The organism is Niveispirillum cyanobacteriorum (assembly GCF_002868735.1).
Taxonomy (GTDB): Bacteria; Pseudomonadota; Alphaproteobacteria; order Azospirillales; family Azospirillaceae; genus Niveispirillum; species Niveispirillum cyanobacteriorum.
Genome location: NZ_CP025613.1, coordinates 170,426 through 186,167, shown reverse-complemented (window position 1 = coordinate 186,167; position 15,742 = coordinate 170,426). Strand labels below are relative to the sequence as shown.

The 15,742-nt window shown below is 62.8% G+C and carries 15 protein-coding genes; 7 read left to right on the top strand and 8 right to left on the bottom strand.

Annotated features, from left to right (window positions below):
* Positions 1 to 2: 2 nt before the first annotated feature.
* Positions 3 to 1,388, top strand: coding sequence for an FAD/NAD(P)-binding protein (locus tag C0V82_RS21865; protein WP_102114580.1), 1,386 nt, complete (start codon positions 3 to 5; stop codon positions 1,386 to 1,388).
* Positions 1,389 to 1,396: 8 nt separating this feature from the next.
* Here C0V82_RS21865 and C0V82_RS21860 read toward each other — a convergent pair whose 3' ends face one another.
* Together C0V82_RS21860 and C0V82_RS21855 are read right to left on the bottom strand one after the other, a co-directional pair.
* Positions 1,397 to 2,317 (bottom strand): class I SAM-dependent methyltransferase, encoded by a 921-nt coding sequence (locus tag C0V82_RS21860; protein ID WP_281262377.1) that lies wholly within the window; start codon positions 2,315 to 2,317, stop codon positions 1,397 to 1,399.
* 127 nt (positions 2,318 to 2,444) lie between these two features.
* The gene (locus C0V82_RS21855; protein ID WP_245924301.1) at positions 2,445 to 4,682 is read right to left on the bottom strand and encodes a helicase-related protein; all 2,238 of its coding nucleotides are present in this window, start codon (positions 4,680 to 4,682) and stop codon (positions 2,445 to 2,447) included.
* A gap of 209 nt (positions 4,683 to 4,891) precedes the next feature.
* On the opposite strand from C0V82_RS21855, the gene C0V82_RS21850 reads away from it, so the two are divergent.
* The gene (locus C0V82_RS21850) at positions 4,892 to 6,133 is read left to right on the top strand and encodes a tetratricopeptide repeat protein (RefSeq protein WP_158660132.1); all 1,242 of its coding nucleotides are present in this window, start codon (positions 4,892 to 4,894) and stop codon (positions 6,131 to 6,133) included.
* A 4-nt stretch (positions 6,134 to 6,137) separates the two neighbouring features.
* Entirely contained in the window at positions 6,138 to 6,773 is a 636-nt protein-coding gene (locus tag C0V82_RS21845) for a hypothetical protein (protein WP_102114576.1), read from the top strand.
* Positions 6,774 to 6,855: 82 nt separating this feature from the next.
* Here the strand turns inward: C0V82_RS21845 and C0V82_RS21840 are convergent, their stop codons facing one another.
* A complete protein-coding gene (locus C0V82_RS21840) occupies positions 6,856 to 7,089 on the bottom strand; it encodes a hypothetical protein (RefSeq protein WP_102114575.1) in 234 nt (77 codons plus the stop codon).
* Between the two features lie 318 nt (positions 7,090 to 7,407).
* Between C0V82_RS21840 and C0V82_RS21835 the strand changes: the two genes are divergently transcribed.
* Positions 7,408 to 8,016 (top strand): DedA family protein, encoded by a 609-nt coding sequence (locus C0V82_RS21835; protein ID WP_102114574.1) that lies wholly within the window; start codon positions 7,408 to 7,410, stop codon positions 8,014 to 8,016.
* 35 nt (positions 8,017 to 8,051) lie between these two features.
* Here C0V82_RS21835 and C0V82_RS21830 read toward each other — a convergent pair whose 3' ends face one another.
* Together C0V82_RS21830 and C0V82_RS21825 are read right to left on the bottom strand one after the other, a co-directional pair.
* Positions 8,052 to 8,261: a hypothetical protein gene (locus tag C0V82_RS21830; RefSeq protein WP_156344811.1), complete on the bottom strand. Its 210-nt coding sequence runs from the start codon at positions 8,259 to 8,261 to the stop codon at positions 8,052 to 8,054.
* 146 nt (positions 8,262 to 8,407) lie between these two features.
* Positions 8,408 to 8,839, bottom strand: a complete 432-nt coding sequence (locus C0V82_RS21825; RefSeq protein ID WP_245924300.1) for a MaoC family dehydratase — start codon at positions 8,837 to 8,839, stop codon at positions 8,408 to 8,410.
* A gap of 208 nt (positions 8,840 to 9,047) precedes the next feature.
* Between C0V82_RS21825 and bfr the strand changes: the two genes are divergently transcribed.
* The gene (bfr, locus tag C0V82_RS21820; RefSeq protein WP_102114572.1) at positions 9,048 to 9,524 is read left to right on the top strand and encodes a bacterioferritin; all 477 of its coding nucleotides are present in this window, start codon (positions 9,048 to 9,050) and stop codon (positions 9,522 to 9,524) included.
* Between the two features lie 138 nt (positions 9,525 to 9,662).
* Positions 9,663 to 10,121, top strand: a complete 459-nt coding sequence (locus C0V82_RS21815) for a hypothetical protein (protein WP_102114571.1) — start codon at positions 9,663 to 9,665, stop codon at positions 10,119 to 10,121.
* Positions 10,122 to 10,133: 12 nt separating this feature from the next.
* Here C0V82_RS21815 and C0V82_RS21810 read toward each other — a convergent pair whose 3' ends face one another.
* From C0V82_RS21810 to C0V82_RS21800, 3 genes are all read right to left on the bottom strand, one after another.
* A complete protein-coding gene (locus C0V82_RS21810; RefSeq protein ID WP_102114570.1) occupies positions 10,134 to 10,931 on the bottom strand; it encodes a siderophore-interacting protein in 798 nt (265 codons plus the stop codon).
* A 2-nt stretch (positions 10,932 to 10,933) separates the two neighbouring features.
* Entirely contained in the window at positions 10,934 to 11,518 is a 585-nt protein-coding gene (locus tag C0V82_RS21805; RefSeq protein ID WP_102114569.1) for a PadR family transcriptional regulator, read from the bottom strand.
* A gap of 197 nt (positions 11,519 to 11,715) precedes the next feature.
* Positions 11,716 to 13,014 carry a cation:proton antiporter gene (locus C0V82_RS21800; protein WP_102114568.1) on the bottom strand — a complete coding sequence of 433 codons (1,299 nt, stop codon included), beginning with the start codon at positions 13,012 to 13,014 and terminating at the stop codon, positions 11,716 to 11,718.
* Positions 13,015 to 13,507: 493 nt separating this feature from the next.
* On the opposite strand from C0V82_RS21800, the gene C0V82_RS21795 reads away from it, so the two are divergent.
* The gene (locus tag C0V82_RS21795; RefSeq protein WP_102114567.1) at positions 13,508 to 15,727 is read left to right on the top strand and encodes a TonB-dependent receptor; all 2,220 of its coding nucleotides are present in this window, start codon (positions 13,508 to 13,510) and stop codon (positions 15,725 to 15,727) included.
* Positions 15,728 to 15,742: the final 15 nt, after the last annotated feature.

The following is a 15,742-nucleotide window of genomic DNA, read 5'->3' as shown; positions in this document are numbered from 1 at the left end:
GCATGACGGATCGCACCCGACGCCCCACCATTGCCGTGATCGGCGCCGGTTTCAGCGGTTCACTGGTGGCCTTGCACCTTCTGGCCGCCGGCCCGGCGGCGCCCCGCATCCTTCTGGTGGAACGCGCACGCGGATTCGGCAAGGGGGTCGCCTACAGCACGCAGCACGGCGCGCATCTTCTCAATGTCCGGGCCGGCAACATGTCGGCTTTTCCCGACCAGCCAGGGCATTTTCTGGACTGGCTGCGCGGTCGGAATGAAACCGCCGATCCAGCAGGCTTCGTGGCGCGTGCCACTTATGGTCAGTATCTGCAGGACATGCTGTCCCAGGCGGCCACCAGGTCGGATGCTGTCGGGCGTCTGGTCCTGGTCGCTGACGACGCGGTCGGCCTGATGCCGGCTGCCGCCGGCGGCTTTCTGGTGACCACAGATGTCGGTCGGACCTATGAGGTTGATGGGGCGGTGCTGGCCGTGGGGAACTTCCCGCCCGACCCGCCACCAGGCGTGGACAAGGCGCTTCTGGACACGTTCCGATTCCAGAGCGATCCCTGGGCCCCAGGCGCACTTTCCCGGATCGGTGAGAAGGATGGTGTGCTTCTGCTGGGCACCAGCCTGACCATGGTGGATGTGGCCCTGTCCCTGGCGGATCAGGGACATGTCGGGCCGATTCTGGCCCTGTCTCGGCGCGGGCTTCTGCCACGACGCCATGGCCCGGCGGGCCACCCTGCGACGCCACAGGCGGCCCCCGTCATCACCCCTTCCCTATCCGCTTCCCTTCGCGCTGTGCGGGCGGCGGTGCGGGCGGCCATGGCGGAGGGGCGTTCATGGCATGGGGTGATCGATAGTCTGCGGGCCGCCACCGGCCCCTATTGGCATGCTCTGCCGGTTGAAGCACGCTCCCGCTTCCTGCGGCATCTGCGGCCCTGGTGGGATGTGCATCGCCACCGGCTGGCACCACCCGTCGATGAAAGGCTGCGCACTATGATGGCGCAGGGCCGTCTGCGGGTTATTGCGGGCAAGCTGGAACGGTTACGCGCCGGGGAGATCGGTGAACTCTCTCTGCGGCTACGCAGGCGCGGACAGAGGGCGGCAGAGGAATTGACGGTGCAGCACGCGGTGAACTGTGTCGGTCCCGGTGGCGACATTGCCGGAACCCGCGACCCGCTGCTGCGCGGTCTGCTGGATGCGGGACTGGTCCGGCCCGACCCGCTTCGGCTGGGTCTGGATACCGACCGGGATGCCCGGTTGAAGAATGCAGAGGGGCAAGTCGTGCCCGGCCTGTACGCCATGGGGCCGATCATGCGCGGCACTCTGTGGGAGATTACCGCTGTGCCCGATATCAGGGTACAGGCGCAGAAGCTGGCCCATTCGATCCTGGCCGCGACATAGAACCGGTGTCAGAAAAGGTGACGCAGACGGCGCAGCCGCGCCTTGTGATAATACCGGCCGACCGCCGTGATCGCGACACGCTTGGCAGCCGACAAGGTGCGCCAGAGGAAGGGCATGTTGCGCAAGAAGGCCAGACGGCGCGACAGCGCGTTTGACCGTTCCTCCACTGTGCCGATCAGGCTGTCCTTGTTCCGGAAATCCTCGTGCTGGCGGGTCGGGGCGCCGTTGGAAACCGGGTGGCTGGGCACACAGATATCGCGGCGGATCTTGAAGCCCACGATCGATTCGTAGAAATGCAGCGAGAAGACACTGTCCTTGTAGGGGAGTTTGGAGAAGGGCTGATTGATGCCGGGGAACCGTGAATTGATGTTATCGACGATCACCTTCGTCCATTCGATGAAGGAATAAGGGGTGGGATAACCGAAATCCTTGAAATAGCTGGTGTGGGTATCCTCTACCGCGATCAGGCCCCCATCCCGGACATGGGGCAACGCCTCGCAAACGGTCACGATCTGCTGTTCGAAAGTGTGTCCGCCATCATCCAGCAGGATGTCCACCTTGCCGATCTTGGCAAAAACCTCCTGCCAGAATTGCGGGTTGGCCTGATCCCCGATATGGATTTCAAACCCGTCCTGTTCCCATCTTTTTGCGGCGGGATTGAAGTCCAGGCCAATGATACGGGCCTTCGGGCCAAAAAACTCCCGCCACATGAACAGCGACCCGCCGTTCAGAATGCCAACCTCGACAAAGGTGATCTCACGCCCCCGATATGAACTGAATAAATCTTCATATGTATGAAAATAAGATGAGTGCTTTATAGATGAATAAGGTGAATGTTTATAGCATTTATAGATATCAGTATCTTTATAAGATTGCCCGGCACCCGAAGATTGAGCGGTACTTCCTTCAACCTTGGCGGACAGCGACATATCCTTCACCTTTTAACAGGGGGACCTTTCTACTTTCTAATATATATCACCGTTTACCCCGTGGTAACAGGTCATAGGAAATCCCCAAATGGCGGTAGGCTATTGGGGAAACCCGGCAGTTCCGATCTCATCCTTTGCGTGGTCCGTAGCGCTTCTTGGGCGCCCCCCGAAAGCCCTGCGGCGGCTTTGGCTTACCTCCACCGCCGCCGCCGGGCCGACCGCCCAGTCCCTTGCCGCCACCCATGCGCTGTCGCCGCGCCGTGCTGGCCAACAGTTCCGACAGGCGTCCTGCCACCTCGGCCCGGCGTTCCTCCACGGCCTTGCGGTCAGGAAACAGGCGGGGAAACTTGCGGCTGGCCCAATAGTAGAGGTCGCAGGACCGTGACAGTTCCTCCAACCCATAATCATCTAGCCGTTCCATGCGGGCCGGCACAACCAGGCCCAGCGGCACCGGCTCATCCGTCTCGACCGCGCGCAAGATCTGATTGAAGAAGCGGGCATCCACCTCCTTCTCGGGGTCGCAGGGCATAAACAGCAGAGAGAGCTTCTGTTCAAATCCGATATCGCGCTCGTCCAACGCTTGGGCCAGACGGCGCAGGGCCGACAGGTCGGCCACACGATAGGGGCTGCCCGTGGTGCGCGCCGCCGCGAAACAGTCGATCAGCAGCATCATGCTGTCCCGACCGATCCGCCCGGCAAGACGGTCGACCATGGCACGGGTAGGCCGCACCGTCAGGGCGCGGCGGGCGCCGAAGGATGGGTCATGGCGGGTCCAGATGGTGCGCAGCTGCTGCACCGTCCCCTTGGCCACCACACCGAATTCGCCCACCTCATGATGACCGTAGCGCCCGGCGCGGCCAGCAATCTGCTTCAGCTCGGCAGGCGCCAGTTCCCGCTGTTCCACCCCGTCAAACTTTTCCAAGGTGGTGAACAGGACGCGGCGGATGGGCAGGTTCAAGCCCATGCCGATGGCATCGGTGGCGACCACCACATCCGCCTCGCCATTGGTAAACCGCTCCGCCTCGCGCCGGCGCACCTCCGGCGCCAGCGCGCCATAGATCACGGCGGCCGTCAGGCCCTTGGCCTGTACGATGTCGCGGACCAGATGCACATTGCGGCGGGAGAAGGCGATCAGGGCATCGCCCTTGCGCACATCCTCAAATTCCAGCCGCTCCTCAACCATGTGCAGCGGCTGCTTGCGTTCCAGCCGCACAATCTCCAGCGGTTCCCCCAGATACAAGGCCACCCGCTCAATCAGCGGCAGGGCCTCCGGTGCACCCAGCAGATAGACGGTGCGCGCCGCTACACCCATCAAAGCCGCTGTCCAGGCCCAGCCACGATCCTTGTCGGCCAGCATCTGGATCTCGTCGATGACGGCGACATCCACCACCTGTTCGGGGTCCAGCATTTCGATGGTGGAGGCCAGATGCCGGGCGCCGGGAACGCGGATTTCCTCTTCCCCTGTCAGCAGGGTGGTGGGCGTCCCCTCCCGGTTCAGCCGGTCCATCACCTCCAGCGCCAGCAGGCGCAGCGGGGCCAGATAAACGCCCTGCTCCGCCTCATGCAGGGCCGCCATGGCGCGGTGGGTCTTGCCGGAATTGGTGGGGCCGACGACGGCCACCAGCTTGCGCCCCATGGACCGGGCCGTCGGGAACAGCCGTTCGAACTTAGCGAAGTCGAACTCGGTATTCACGAAGGTGCGGCCACGCGCCACGGCGCGTTCACGCAGCCAGGTATCCGCCACCTCTTCCCAACGGCGCAGGATATCATTGGGCTGATGGTTGGTGCGGGCGACACGGTACAGACGCTGGGCCAGATTCTCGAAGGTCCAGCTGTCATCTGCCTCCCCCACCAGATCTTGCAGCTGCCACAGCCGGGCCGCCACATCCTCCAGGGCCGCCTCCAGCAGTTGACGCAACTGCGGGTCTTCCACCAGATGCTGCCGCAGGGTGGCGTCATCCAGACCGGTCAGTTCATCAATGTCGAAGCTGCGGCTGACCTCCAGACGGATCGGACCTGGCATCTCGGCAAAGGACAGCTCATCATGCGCCCGCGCCCGCACCCTGCTTTTCGCCTCCGCCGCCAGCAGGGCGACATGCGTCCCCTCCAGCACGCGACGCCCCTGTTCCAGCAACTCGGCCCGGCGCACCAGCCGTGCCACCAGCCCCTCAATCTCCAGCGCCACCGCGTCCCGCCGCTCCGCCATCACCACCAGATCGCGCCGCCCCTGTGGCAGCGGCAGTCCCAGCGGTACCATGCCATAGGCAGCCGCCTGCTCCACCCGGTCCAGGCCCAGTCGACCGACAGTGGTAACTTCCGGGTGATGCCGAGCAACAGAGAAGACCATATCCGGGTCCATCGCCATTGACGGCTCCGGGGGCAACATATCCATGGGTAACGCTACTCGAAGAAGAGGATTTCGCAGGCGCACACTATGCCCGCGATCCGGCACTTTGCCCAGGGGCCGGGTGACATGGCTTGCCTGTGGACAGGGGGTGGGGGGATAGGGACTTGAACCTGCGCGCGATCCGACGCAAAACCTGCGGACGGCCCGCCTGCTTTTATGCCGGAGTGATGATGCGCCCCGCCCGCCTTGCCTACCCGATCTGTTCGCTGTTGTCCGCCGCTGCGCTGAGCCTGCTTCTGTCGCTGCCCGTGACGGCGGCACCCACCCTCACCGTCAGCAGGGAGGTCGGCCTGCCGCTGCAAGCGGCGAAGGAGGCGCTGGCCGCAAACCGGTTTGATGCGGCCCTGGCCGCCATCGACAAGGCTGCGGCCGTGCCCACCATCACGGCAGAAGAGAAATGGGCGGTGGAGCAGACGCGCGCCGCCATTTTCAAGGCCCAGGGGCGTTTCGACAAGGCGGCCATCGCGTTCGAGGCGGCGACCGGCTTGGTGCCGCTATCCGCCGCCGATCAGGCGGGTGCCCTGGAAACCCTTTCGCAACTCTGGTACCGGGCCGGGGACTACGCCAAGTCAGCGGCGTTCGGGGAAAAGGCCATGGCCGCCGGCCGGCTCAGTGATGCCTTCCGCCAGATGGTGGCGGAGGCCTATTTCCGGGCCAAGGAACCCGGCAAGGCCGGCAAGCTGGCCCACGCCATTATCGAGGATCAGCGCAAGGCTGGTCGTACCCCCTCGGCGGAAGTGCTGCAGCTTCAGGCGGCGTCGGAATTCGGGTCCGGCAATATCGAGGGCTATATCAAGACCTTGAAGCAGCAGCTGCGCACCGACCGCAGCAAGGAGAACTGGCTGCGCCTGTTCAACGCCATGCAGCAAGCCAAGCCCATCCCCGAAAAGCTGGATCTGGACTGGGCTCGCCTGCGGCTGGCGGCCAATGCTTATGAGAACCCGGACTCCTTCACCGAAATGGCTCAGCGCGCCATGGTGGAGGAACTGCCCGCAGAGGCCGCCGCTGTGCTGGAACGCGGCTGGTCGCTGGGTATCCTGGGCAAGGGGCCCAAGCAGGACCGGCATGAACGCCTGCGCGATTATGCGACCAAACAGCTGGCTGCCCAGAAGGAAGGATTGGCCGCGCGGCAGCAGGAGGTGGCGGCGGGCAAGGATGCCAATGCCATGGCCAAGCTGGGCATGATCCTGGTTTCCCTGGGGCAGACGGATAAGGGTATCGCGATGATGCAGCAGGCTTTGAAGGGCAAGCTGCTGTCCCCCACTGTCGTCCGGTTACGGCTGGGTATGGTGCAGTACCGGGTGGGCCAGACCAAGGCGGCGGCCCAGACCATGGCGGCACTGCCGCCCGGCAGCGACGAGGCGCGGCTGGCCGAGGTCGGGGCGCTGCTGTACCCCGCTGCGAACTGACCCCATGAACAAGCCGCCCCCCGTCCCCACCCATCTGGACGCGCCGCGTACCAACCTGCTGATGCGGTCGGGCCGCTGGGTGAACCTGTATGACCCATCGCCCGCCGATATCATGCTGGAGGATTGGGTCACGGGGGCGTCGCGTGTAGCGCGCTGGGGCGGGCAGACGCGGGGCGACACCGCCTATAATGTCCTGCAGCATTCGGTGCTGCTGGAACAGGTGCTGGTCACCCTGCTGGCGCCCGATGCCAGCCCTGCCCTGCGGCTGGCGGCCCTGATGCATGATCTGCATGAAGGGGGCGGGCTGGGTGACGTCGTCACCCCCTATGGCAAGCTGTTCGCGACGGCGGGCCTGAAAGAGGTCAAGGCCCGGCTGGATCGCGCACTGTTCCTGTCCGTCGGTCTTCCCTGGCCGCTATCCGCCTCCCAGACCGATCTGATCAAGAAGGCCGACAAGATCACGGCCATCTCCGAGGCAATCCAGCTGATGGGCTGGCCAGAGAAACTGGCCCGACGTGATATTGGCAGCAGTTACCGGGGCAAACTCTGGACCGACACGATCAAGGTCGTGGGGGAGGCAGAGGCGCGGGCGCTGTGGTGGGACCGCTATAAGGCGGTTACCGGTGCAACGTCACCCTGACACACAGAACCGCCCCGGAATCAAGACGCCACCGGGCGCGCTGCCGCGGCGGCGTTCATCCATCGCAGATGTGAATGGCAGATCAGGCCGCGTGCTGGCTGGGTCCCAGACGGCGGAAGCGAGTGGTGTCCAGCACCACTTCCAGCGCCAGCGACAGCCGGTCACTGTTGCGACCTTCCACCAGGAACTCCACATGCGTCGGACGGGTGGCATGCTGGTGCACGGCATGCACCAACAGGCGCCGCCGGGGCATCTTCAGTTCCTCCAGCCACTCCCCCACCTTCGGGGGTTCCGCCGTCCGCCTGGACAATACCATCGCCACTCTCCTGAAACTGCGGGCCAATGCTTCCCGATGGAAACAGGCCGAAACCGGTTACCCGATGCCGTCCACCGCCCGAGCCAGAGGCGAGGCCGGCTGAACCGGGTTCATGGGTGGATAGCCTTATCCACGTCCCTATGATAGCGGATTTTTCTCCCAAAGGAATAGACCATCCGGCTTAGATCATGGGGCAATGCATGTTGAAACATGAGTCCAATGGACAGAACGCGCCCCCGTTTTGCCATTGGCGGCGGTTAGAGGGATAGGGTACAGGGTCCGTGACCTGTGGCAGCGGGCCCGTGAACGGAAAGAAACATGTTCGACAATCTTCTCAATCTGGTCGATCAGATGGGCTATTGGGGCCTGTTGATCCTGATGTTCCTGGAAAATGTCTTCCCACCCATCCCGTCGGAACTGATCATGCCGCTGGGCGGGTTTCTGGCGGCGCAAGGGAAGATGGACCCGGTGCTAGTCGTTCTGGTCGGAACGGCGGGATCAGTGCTGGGCGGGCTGCCCTGGTATTATATCGGCCGCGTGCTGGGCCATGACCGGGTAATCGCCCTTTCGGAGCGGTTTGGCTTCATCATGACCATGGACCCGCCCGACGTAGAAATGGCCTTCGGCTGGTTCGCACGTCACGGGCGCAAGGCCGTGCTGCTGGGCCGCCTGATCCCGGCCATCCGCACCTTGATCTCCGTTCCTGCCGGCATGGCGCGAATGGGCATGCCGACCTTTCTGCTGCTCACCACCATCGGCTCCCTGGTCTGGACATCGGTCCTGACGGCGGCAGGATATCTGCTGGAAAGCCAGTATGAGAAGGTGGAGACCTGGGTCGATCCTGTGTCCAAGATCGTGGTCTATGGCTGCATCGCCATCTATCTGGGCCGCATGGGCTGGCGCCTGGTGCGCGGCGCCCGCAAGTGACGGCGGATTGAGGGGCAGCCGCCCCTCACAATCCATCAGCGGACGCGGCGGAACCGGTGCATGTCGGCCAGCGCGAAAATAGACAGGCTGAGCCGGTGGACGGGATTGCCATCCACGGCCAGTTCCACGTTGGGTGCCGGGGTGCCCGGCTTGGAGTGAACGGCCATGATCTGAAAGCGACGCTTCGGCGGCGTCAGTTCCTCTACCCACTCACCCGGAGAGAAATCAATCACTTCGCGCGCCATGATGGCTCCCATTGCACCGACAGGGGGACATCATAAGCGATTATCCAACCTTTTGGGAAGTGGGACGGAGGCACGGGTTAGTCCATTTGGAATAACCCATGCCTCCATGCGCATGTTGTAGAAGGTAAGGAGGCCGGTTTAACAAGTTAACCGGCTGAATCTTTCGGTATCGCGCGTGCGCGGACCATGCCGATGGAAAACATCGACATAACAACTTCATCCTTGTGATTCAGCACTTCCGTGGACTGACGGATGGTGCCCATTTCCGGCCGGGAACGAGAGCGCTTGACCTCCATGACGCGAACGCGGACCCGCAACCGATCACCAGGTCGCACGGGCTTCAGCCAGCGCAACTCATCCAGGCCGGGCGACCCCAGCGAGGTTTCCGGGGACAGCATATTGTCCACCAGCATGCGCATCATGAAGCCCGCTGTCTGCCAGCCACTGGCGACCAATCCACCGAAATGCGTGGCCTTGCCCGCCTCTTCATCCAGATGGAAGGGCTGCGGGTCATACTCCTTCGCGAACTGCACCACCTCCTCGGCGGTGACCAGACGGTCTCCGAATTCGAACTCCATACCGGGTGCGAAATCTTCTAAGTAACGAACGGGGGCTGGCATCGTTGCGGGTTACTCCCTAGGGGCAGAGTGCGACTGCCTATCAGTCGCTTTTTCCTTTAATTGCAATACGTTATCAGAAGACAAAGCGGGTTGGCTGTGCCAGTATCGGTCCCGTGGGCGCTATGCCTTCCAACCCGTTTCGACCGACAAGATTGAGAAGGTTCCCATGAAAGGCGACGCCACCGTCATCCAGCATCTCAACACCATCCTGACCAACGAGCTGACGGCGATCAATCAGTATTTCCTGCACGCCCGCATGCTGAAGAACTGGGGTTTCCTACGTCTGGGCAAGAAGGTTTATGAAGAAAGCATCGGCGAGATGAAGCACGCCGATCTGCTGGTCGAACGCGTTCTGTTCCTGGAAGGGCTCCCGAACCTGCAGAACCTTCACAAGCTGCATATCGGTGAGGATGTGCCGGAGTGCCTTGAGGGCGATCTGGCCATCGAAAGCCGGAACCGCACCGAACTGATCGAGGCCATGCAATATTGTGAAGGCGTGCGCGATTACCAGTCGAAGGAGATTTTCCGCCGCATTCTGGAGGATACGGAGGAGCATATCGACTGGCTGGAAACGCAGCTGGGCCTGATCCAGAGCGTGGGCCTGCAGAACTATCTGCAAGAACAGATGGGCCGCGACGAATAAGCCATTTCGTGTGACCGGAAACGGCCAGGGCCGCGCAGGGAAGCCTATGCGGCCCTTTTCATTCCACCCGAATTGGGTCCATGACTGGAACCGACCGGGATCTAGAATTGCCCCCAAAATCCGGACGGGGGATGGGATATGCAGGATCGGGCGGGGCTGCCGGCGACCATTGTAATGGCCGGGCTGGCAGGGGCCAGCATTGATGGGATTTATGCCTCCATCATGGGCATCGTGCGTGGCATCGGCGTGATGCGCGTCTGGCAGGGCGTGGCAAGCGGCTGGATCGGTGGAGCAGCCCGCGATGGGGGCGTGACCACAGCCGCCCTGGGCTTTGCCACCCACATCGGCATCGCCCTGATCATGGCCACCGTCTATGTGCTGGCGCTGCACCGTATCGCGTTGCTGCGGACCTGGCGCTGGCCGGCGGCTGTGGCCTATGGGCTGGCGCTTTATGGGGCGATGTATCTGGTGGTCCTGCCCCTGCGCTGGCCAGGCATTTTCCCGCGCTGGGACGGGCTGTTCTCCGTCACCGACATAGCCGCCCATGTGGGTGTGGCCTTGGCCATTGCCGCCGTCGCCCGCCAGCGCAGAGAATGAGGGCGTCTGCCCTCACTCGATCCGCGTATGGGCGCCGGCCTCCCCCTGCTGCCAATAACCTGACGCCTTGACCCATTGCGGGTCGAGCCCGTGACGGTTCAGCAGCGCGTCACGGATCAGGCGCGTCTGCCGCGCTTCCCCCGCCACCCAGGCGAAAACATCCTGATGCGGCAGACGCAGGCCCGCCACCGCCGACAGCAGATCGCGCCCGCCATGGGCCAGGTGGCGAAACAGCCAATGGATGGTGATTTCGGCCCTGCTGGTCAGGGGCAGGCGATCCTCCGGACTGTCCACCTCTACCAGTACCAGGGCACGAACGCCGTCCGGCAGTTCCTCCAGCCGCCGCCCGATGGCGGGAAGGGCCGTATCATCACCGATCAGCAGGTGCAGGTCGAAATCGACCGGCCACACGCTGGAACCGCGCGGGCCCCCGATCACGAGCCGGTCACCGACCTGCGCCCTGTGTGCCCAGAGGGTGGCCGGGCCTGCCAGGCCCTCTGCCACCCCATGCAGGGCGAAATCAAGCACCAGCGTGCCTTTCGCGACATCGAAACGGCGGGGTGTATAATCACGGGCCAGCGGCTTGGCCCCTTCCGCCACCTCATAGGAACCCGTGACAGGATCGGGAAAGAACAGCTTCACATGATCGTCAAAGCCCAGCGACTGGAATCCCGAAAGATCGCCGGCGACAGTCAGACGCACCATGTGCGGGGTCAGTTGCTCACGCCCGGTCACCGTCAGATCACGGCGGCGCGTTTCAAACCGATGGCGCTGTACGCTACGGGTGGGGCTGTCGATATCAGGTGCCATGCTCACAGCCTTTCAATCTTGCGGGCCAGTTCGTCGATCCAGTCGACGATGGTTTCGATCTCGGTCTTGGACAGGGGCCGCAGGGCGCGGGTGCGCAGGGCGGCCTTCAGATTGTGCATGGCGCGGAACAGGGGCGCATATTCCGGCCCACCGCCGCGTTCCTCTGCAACCGCCTGCATCAGGGCGAACAGCCGCTGTACCTCATCCGCCTGCTCACGCAGATAGGTTTCGCCCGCCGGTGTGATGCGGGCCTGCTTGCGTGCATCCTCCCCCGCCTCAATAGTGATGAAGCCACCATCCTCCAGCCAGGACAGGGCGGGATAGATGACGCCGGGCGACGGCGTGTAGTGGCCCTGCGACCGCTCCTCAATCTCCTTGATCAACTCATAGCCGTGGCTGGGCTTGTCGGCGATGAGCCGCAGCAGCACCAGGCGCAGACCGCCATGCCCGAAGCCCCGGCCACCCGGCCCGCCGCGACCGCCATGACGACCACCACCGCCACGGCCAAAGCCCCGGAAATCTTCATCATCCCCATCGCGGCCAAAGCCGCCACCATGGCCGCCCCGGCCAAAAAAGAACCCCCTCATGGGCCCCTCCTCTATCGGACTGTGTTTCGATATATCTGATTTGATCTTCCGACGGAGATTTGTCCAGATAGCTTCGATGCATATCAGATATATCTAGTTATGATCAGTAAGCGGAGCTTGGCGGCACGGAGCACCCAAAAGCAAAAACCCGGCGCCCTTTCGGACGCCGGGTTTCACAGACCGCAGAGCTCTGTCGGTCAGCGGGCCTCGCGAACCTCTGCGAAATCGCTGTCCTGCTCATTCAGCGCACCCAGCTGGCCACGCGCCCGGGCCTTGCGACCATAGACCAGTTCAAACAGGGGTGAGGCCATGAGGGTAGTTACAATCGCCATCACGACCAGCATGGAGAACAGGGCCGGGCCGATAATGCCCTTCTGCAATCCGATATTGATGATGATCAGTTCCATCAGCCCACGGGCGTTCATCAGGGCGCCGATACCCATGGCGGTGGCATTGTCCTGCCCCGTCAGGCGGGCGGCGGCCCAGCAGGCCCCGCCCTTGGCCAGGATGGACGCCGCCAGGATGCCCAGCGTCACCAGCACCAGCCCTATATTATCGACCAGCGTCAGTTGCGTATGCAGGCCGGAATAGGTGAAGAACATCGGCAGCAGCACAACAACGGCGAACGGCTCCAGCTGTTTGCGCAGTTCGGTGGCCAGCACACCACGCGGGATCACGCAGCCCAGCAGGAAGCCGCCGAACACGGCATGGATACCGGCGGCATCCATGGCCCAGGCCGACAGCAGGAATAGGATCAACACGATGCCCAGTGTTGTCTGGCTGACCTTTCCTTCGCGTTCGGCCTTACGTCCAAGCGGGGCCAGCAGACGGGGCCCGAGGGTCAGCATGAAGATCGCAAAGGCAAGGCCGCCACCAATGGCCTTCACCGCCACCATGGGGCCATCGCCGAATGTCGCCAGCACGATGGCCAGCACCGTCCAGGCCCCGGCATCATCAATCGCACCCGCCGATAGCGACAAGGTACCCAGGGGGGTGCCCGACAGACCGCGTTCATGAATGATGCGTGCCAGCATGGGGAAGGCCGTGATGGCGATGCAGGCGCCCATGAACAAGGTCGTCTGCGGCAGGGTCAGCGCCTCGTTGAACAAGCCATGGCTCATCAACCAGGGCGTGATCAGAACGGCCAGCAGGAAAGGTGCCGCCATGCCCGACAACGAAACGGCAGCGGCACTGACCGCGTTAGACTTGAAATGATCACCCCGGAAGCCAAGCCCCACCAGGAACATATAGAGCCCGACACCGAACTGCGCACCCACGAACAGCACGCCTTTCGATTCCTTGGGGAACAGCAGCCCCTGGATATCCGGTGCCAGCAATCCCAGCAGCGACGGCCCCAGGATCACGCCGGCGATCATCTCACCCACCACCTGCGGCTGGCCCAGATAGCGCTTGGCAAGCCAACCCACACCCCGGCAGGCCACGATAATCACGGCAAGTTGCAGAAAGAATACGACACTGAGCTGGGCTGGCGTCATACTACCGTCCTCCCATCGGACAACGTTGTCGGAAGCGCGTTGATCCGCGTCTTTGCAACATTGTGGCTATATCAGCGCTGTCATTGGGAAGAAAGTGATTTCCATACTCGTGTCCTTTTTGGCGCCCGTGACGGAATCCGTCCGATTCTAACGATCGTTGGATCGCAAGTTTGGTGCGCCGCGATATGCGGAAAAAACATGTCACAGAACTGTCATATTTCATTCGTTACTTGCCAGTCTGTGCCATAACTGCATCACCGTCATGGTAACGTCACAGTTGCGCGGTGCACGATCTTGATCGGCGTCATTCAGCACTTCATGTTGTAACGCAGCAAATGATTGATCAACCCGGCCGGGGTGACCCGGGCGGGTATTTCTGTGCGCAATTACGACGAACGCCCCTCGGGCATGAACGAAGGGGCGGCGTTTCGGACCAGGAATCGACGCCGGCGCCATGACCGCCGCAATCAGGCTCTGAAGGGGGCATTCCATAATGCGTAAAGGCAATCCGTCTCAACTCCGTCTGCTGGCCGGTGCCGTCAGCCTTCTGGCGCTGTCCGCCGCGGCACCCGCCGCCAGCGCCCAGGCCGTACTGGACGAAATCATCGTCACCGCCACCAAGCGCGCCGAGAACCAGCAGCAGGTTCCCGTGTCTGTCGGCACGATCAGCGACGACAAGCTGACGTCCGTCATGTCCGGCGGCGTCGACCTGTTGGCCCTGTCGGCCCAGGTTCCCAGCCTGTACGCCGAATCGACCTTCGCCCGCACCTTCCCGCGCTTTTATATCCGCGGCCTGGGCAACAGCGATTTCGACCTGAACTCGACCCAGCCCGTCGGTCTGGTGATCGACGAGGTGGTGCAGGAAAACCCGCTGCTGCGCGGCTTCCCCATCTTCGACACCGAGCGGGTGGAAGTGCTGCGCGGGCCGCAGGGCACGCTGTTCGGCCGCAATACGCCGGCCGGCACGATCAGCTTCGTCTCCAAGAAGCCGACCCAGGAGACTGAGGGCTATCTGTCCGCCTCCTATGGCCGCAAGAACACCATCGGGGCCGAAGGTGCCGTCGGTGGTGCGCTGATCGACGGCGTGCTGTCGGCCCGCCTGTCCATGAAGTATGACCGCAAGGACAATTTCATCGACAACACCTTCACCGGTGAGAAGGACGCCATCGGCGGCTTCTCCGAAACGGCCGCCCGCCTGCAGTTGATGTATGAGAAGGGCCCGCTGACGGCATTGTTCAATGCCCATGCGCGTGATCTGGACGGCTCTGCCCGCGTGTTTGTGGCCAACGCCATCACCAAGGGCAGCAACAACCTGTCCTCCACCTTCTCGCGCAATGCCGTCTTCCAGAACGGCCAGAACGATCTGGACGTGTCCAGCCAAGGCGGCAGCCTGAAGCTGGAGTATGATTTCGACGGTCTGCTGCTGACCTCCATCACCGGCTATGAAACGGCGGACGTCTACACGCGTGGCGATATTGATGGCGGTGTGGCCGGTCGTGGTCCCGGCTTCGTACCGTTCGACAGCGAGACGGCGGACGCCCTGCCCGACCATGCGCAGTGGACGCAGGAACTGCGCCTGTCGAATGCCGATGGCGAGCGGTTCCGCTGGCAGACCGGTCTGTTCTATTTCAACGAAGACGTGACCGCCTATGGCTATGCCTATGGCAACGCGTCTGACCCGCGCAACATCTTCGTCTTCACCGACAGCCGGCAGGAAACCAAGACCTGGGCCGTGTTCGGCCAGGCGTCCTACGACCTGACGGAACAGGTCGTGCTGACAGGTGGCGTGCGGTACAATGACGAAGAGAAGGACTTCTCCGTCGTCCGCACCATGCCGGGCGTGCCGGGCTCCACCACGGGCGGCGCCAGCCTGTCCGATGGGCAGGTGACCTGGGATGTTGCCCTGACCTACAAGGCGACCGACGATATCAACCTCTTCACGCGCGTCGCCAATGGCTATCGCGCGCCGTCGATCCAGAGCCGTCCGCTGTTCTATTTCGGTCCGAACATCAACCGCGACGCCCTCTCCATCGCCAAGGCCGAGACGCTGATGTCCTATGAGGCCGGCATCAAGTCGAACTTCTGGGAGCGCAAAGCCCGCCTGAATGTCACCGCCTTCTATACCGACATCAATAATCAGCAGTTCACGGCCGTTGGCGGTTCGTCGAACAACAATACGCTGATCAATGCTGATGGTGGCGAGGGCTATGGTTTCGAGGCGGAACTGGAACTGCTGCCGACCGATAACCTGCTGCTGACCGGTGGCTTGTCCTATAACCACACGGAGATCCAGGACAAGACCCTGCGCATCCCCGTCTGCGGCGGCGGCTGCACCGTTACCGACCCGGTGGTGAACGGCTTCGCCCAGTTGGACGGCAATTCCTTCCCCAACGCGCCCAAATGGATCCTGTCGGCCACGGCCCGTTATGGCATCCCGGTGTCGTCGGGTGAGGTCTATGTCTTCACGGACTGGAACTACCGCTCCAAGGTCAATTTCTTCCTGTATACGTCGAAGGAATTCTACTCCGACAGCAAGCTGGAAGGGGGTCTGAAGCTCGGTTACGTGTCGGATGATGAGAAGTTCGGGGTGGCGGTGTTCGGCCGCAACATCACGAATGAGAAGTCGCTGGAAGGCGCCATCGACTTCAACAATCTGACCGGTATCGTGAACGAAGCGCCCTTCTACGGCGTTGAAATCACGTCCAAGTTCTGATCCCGGAAGGGTTGG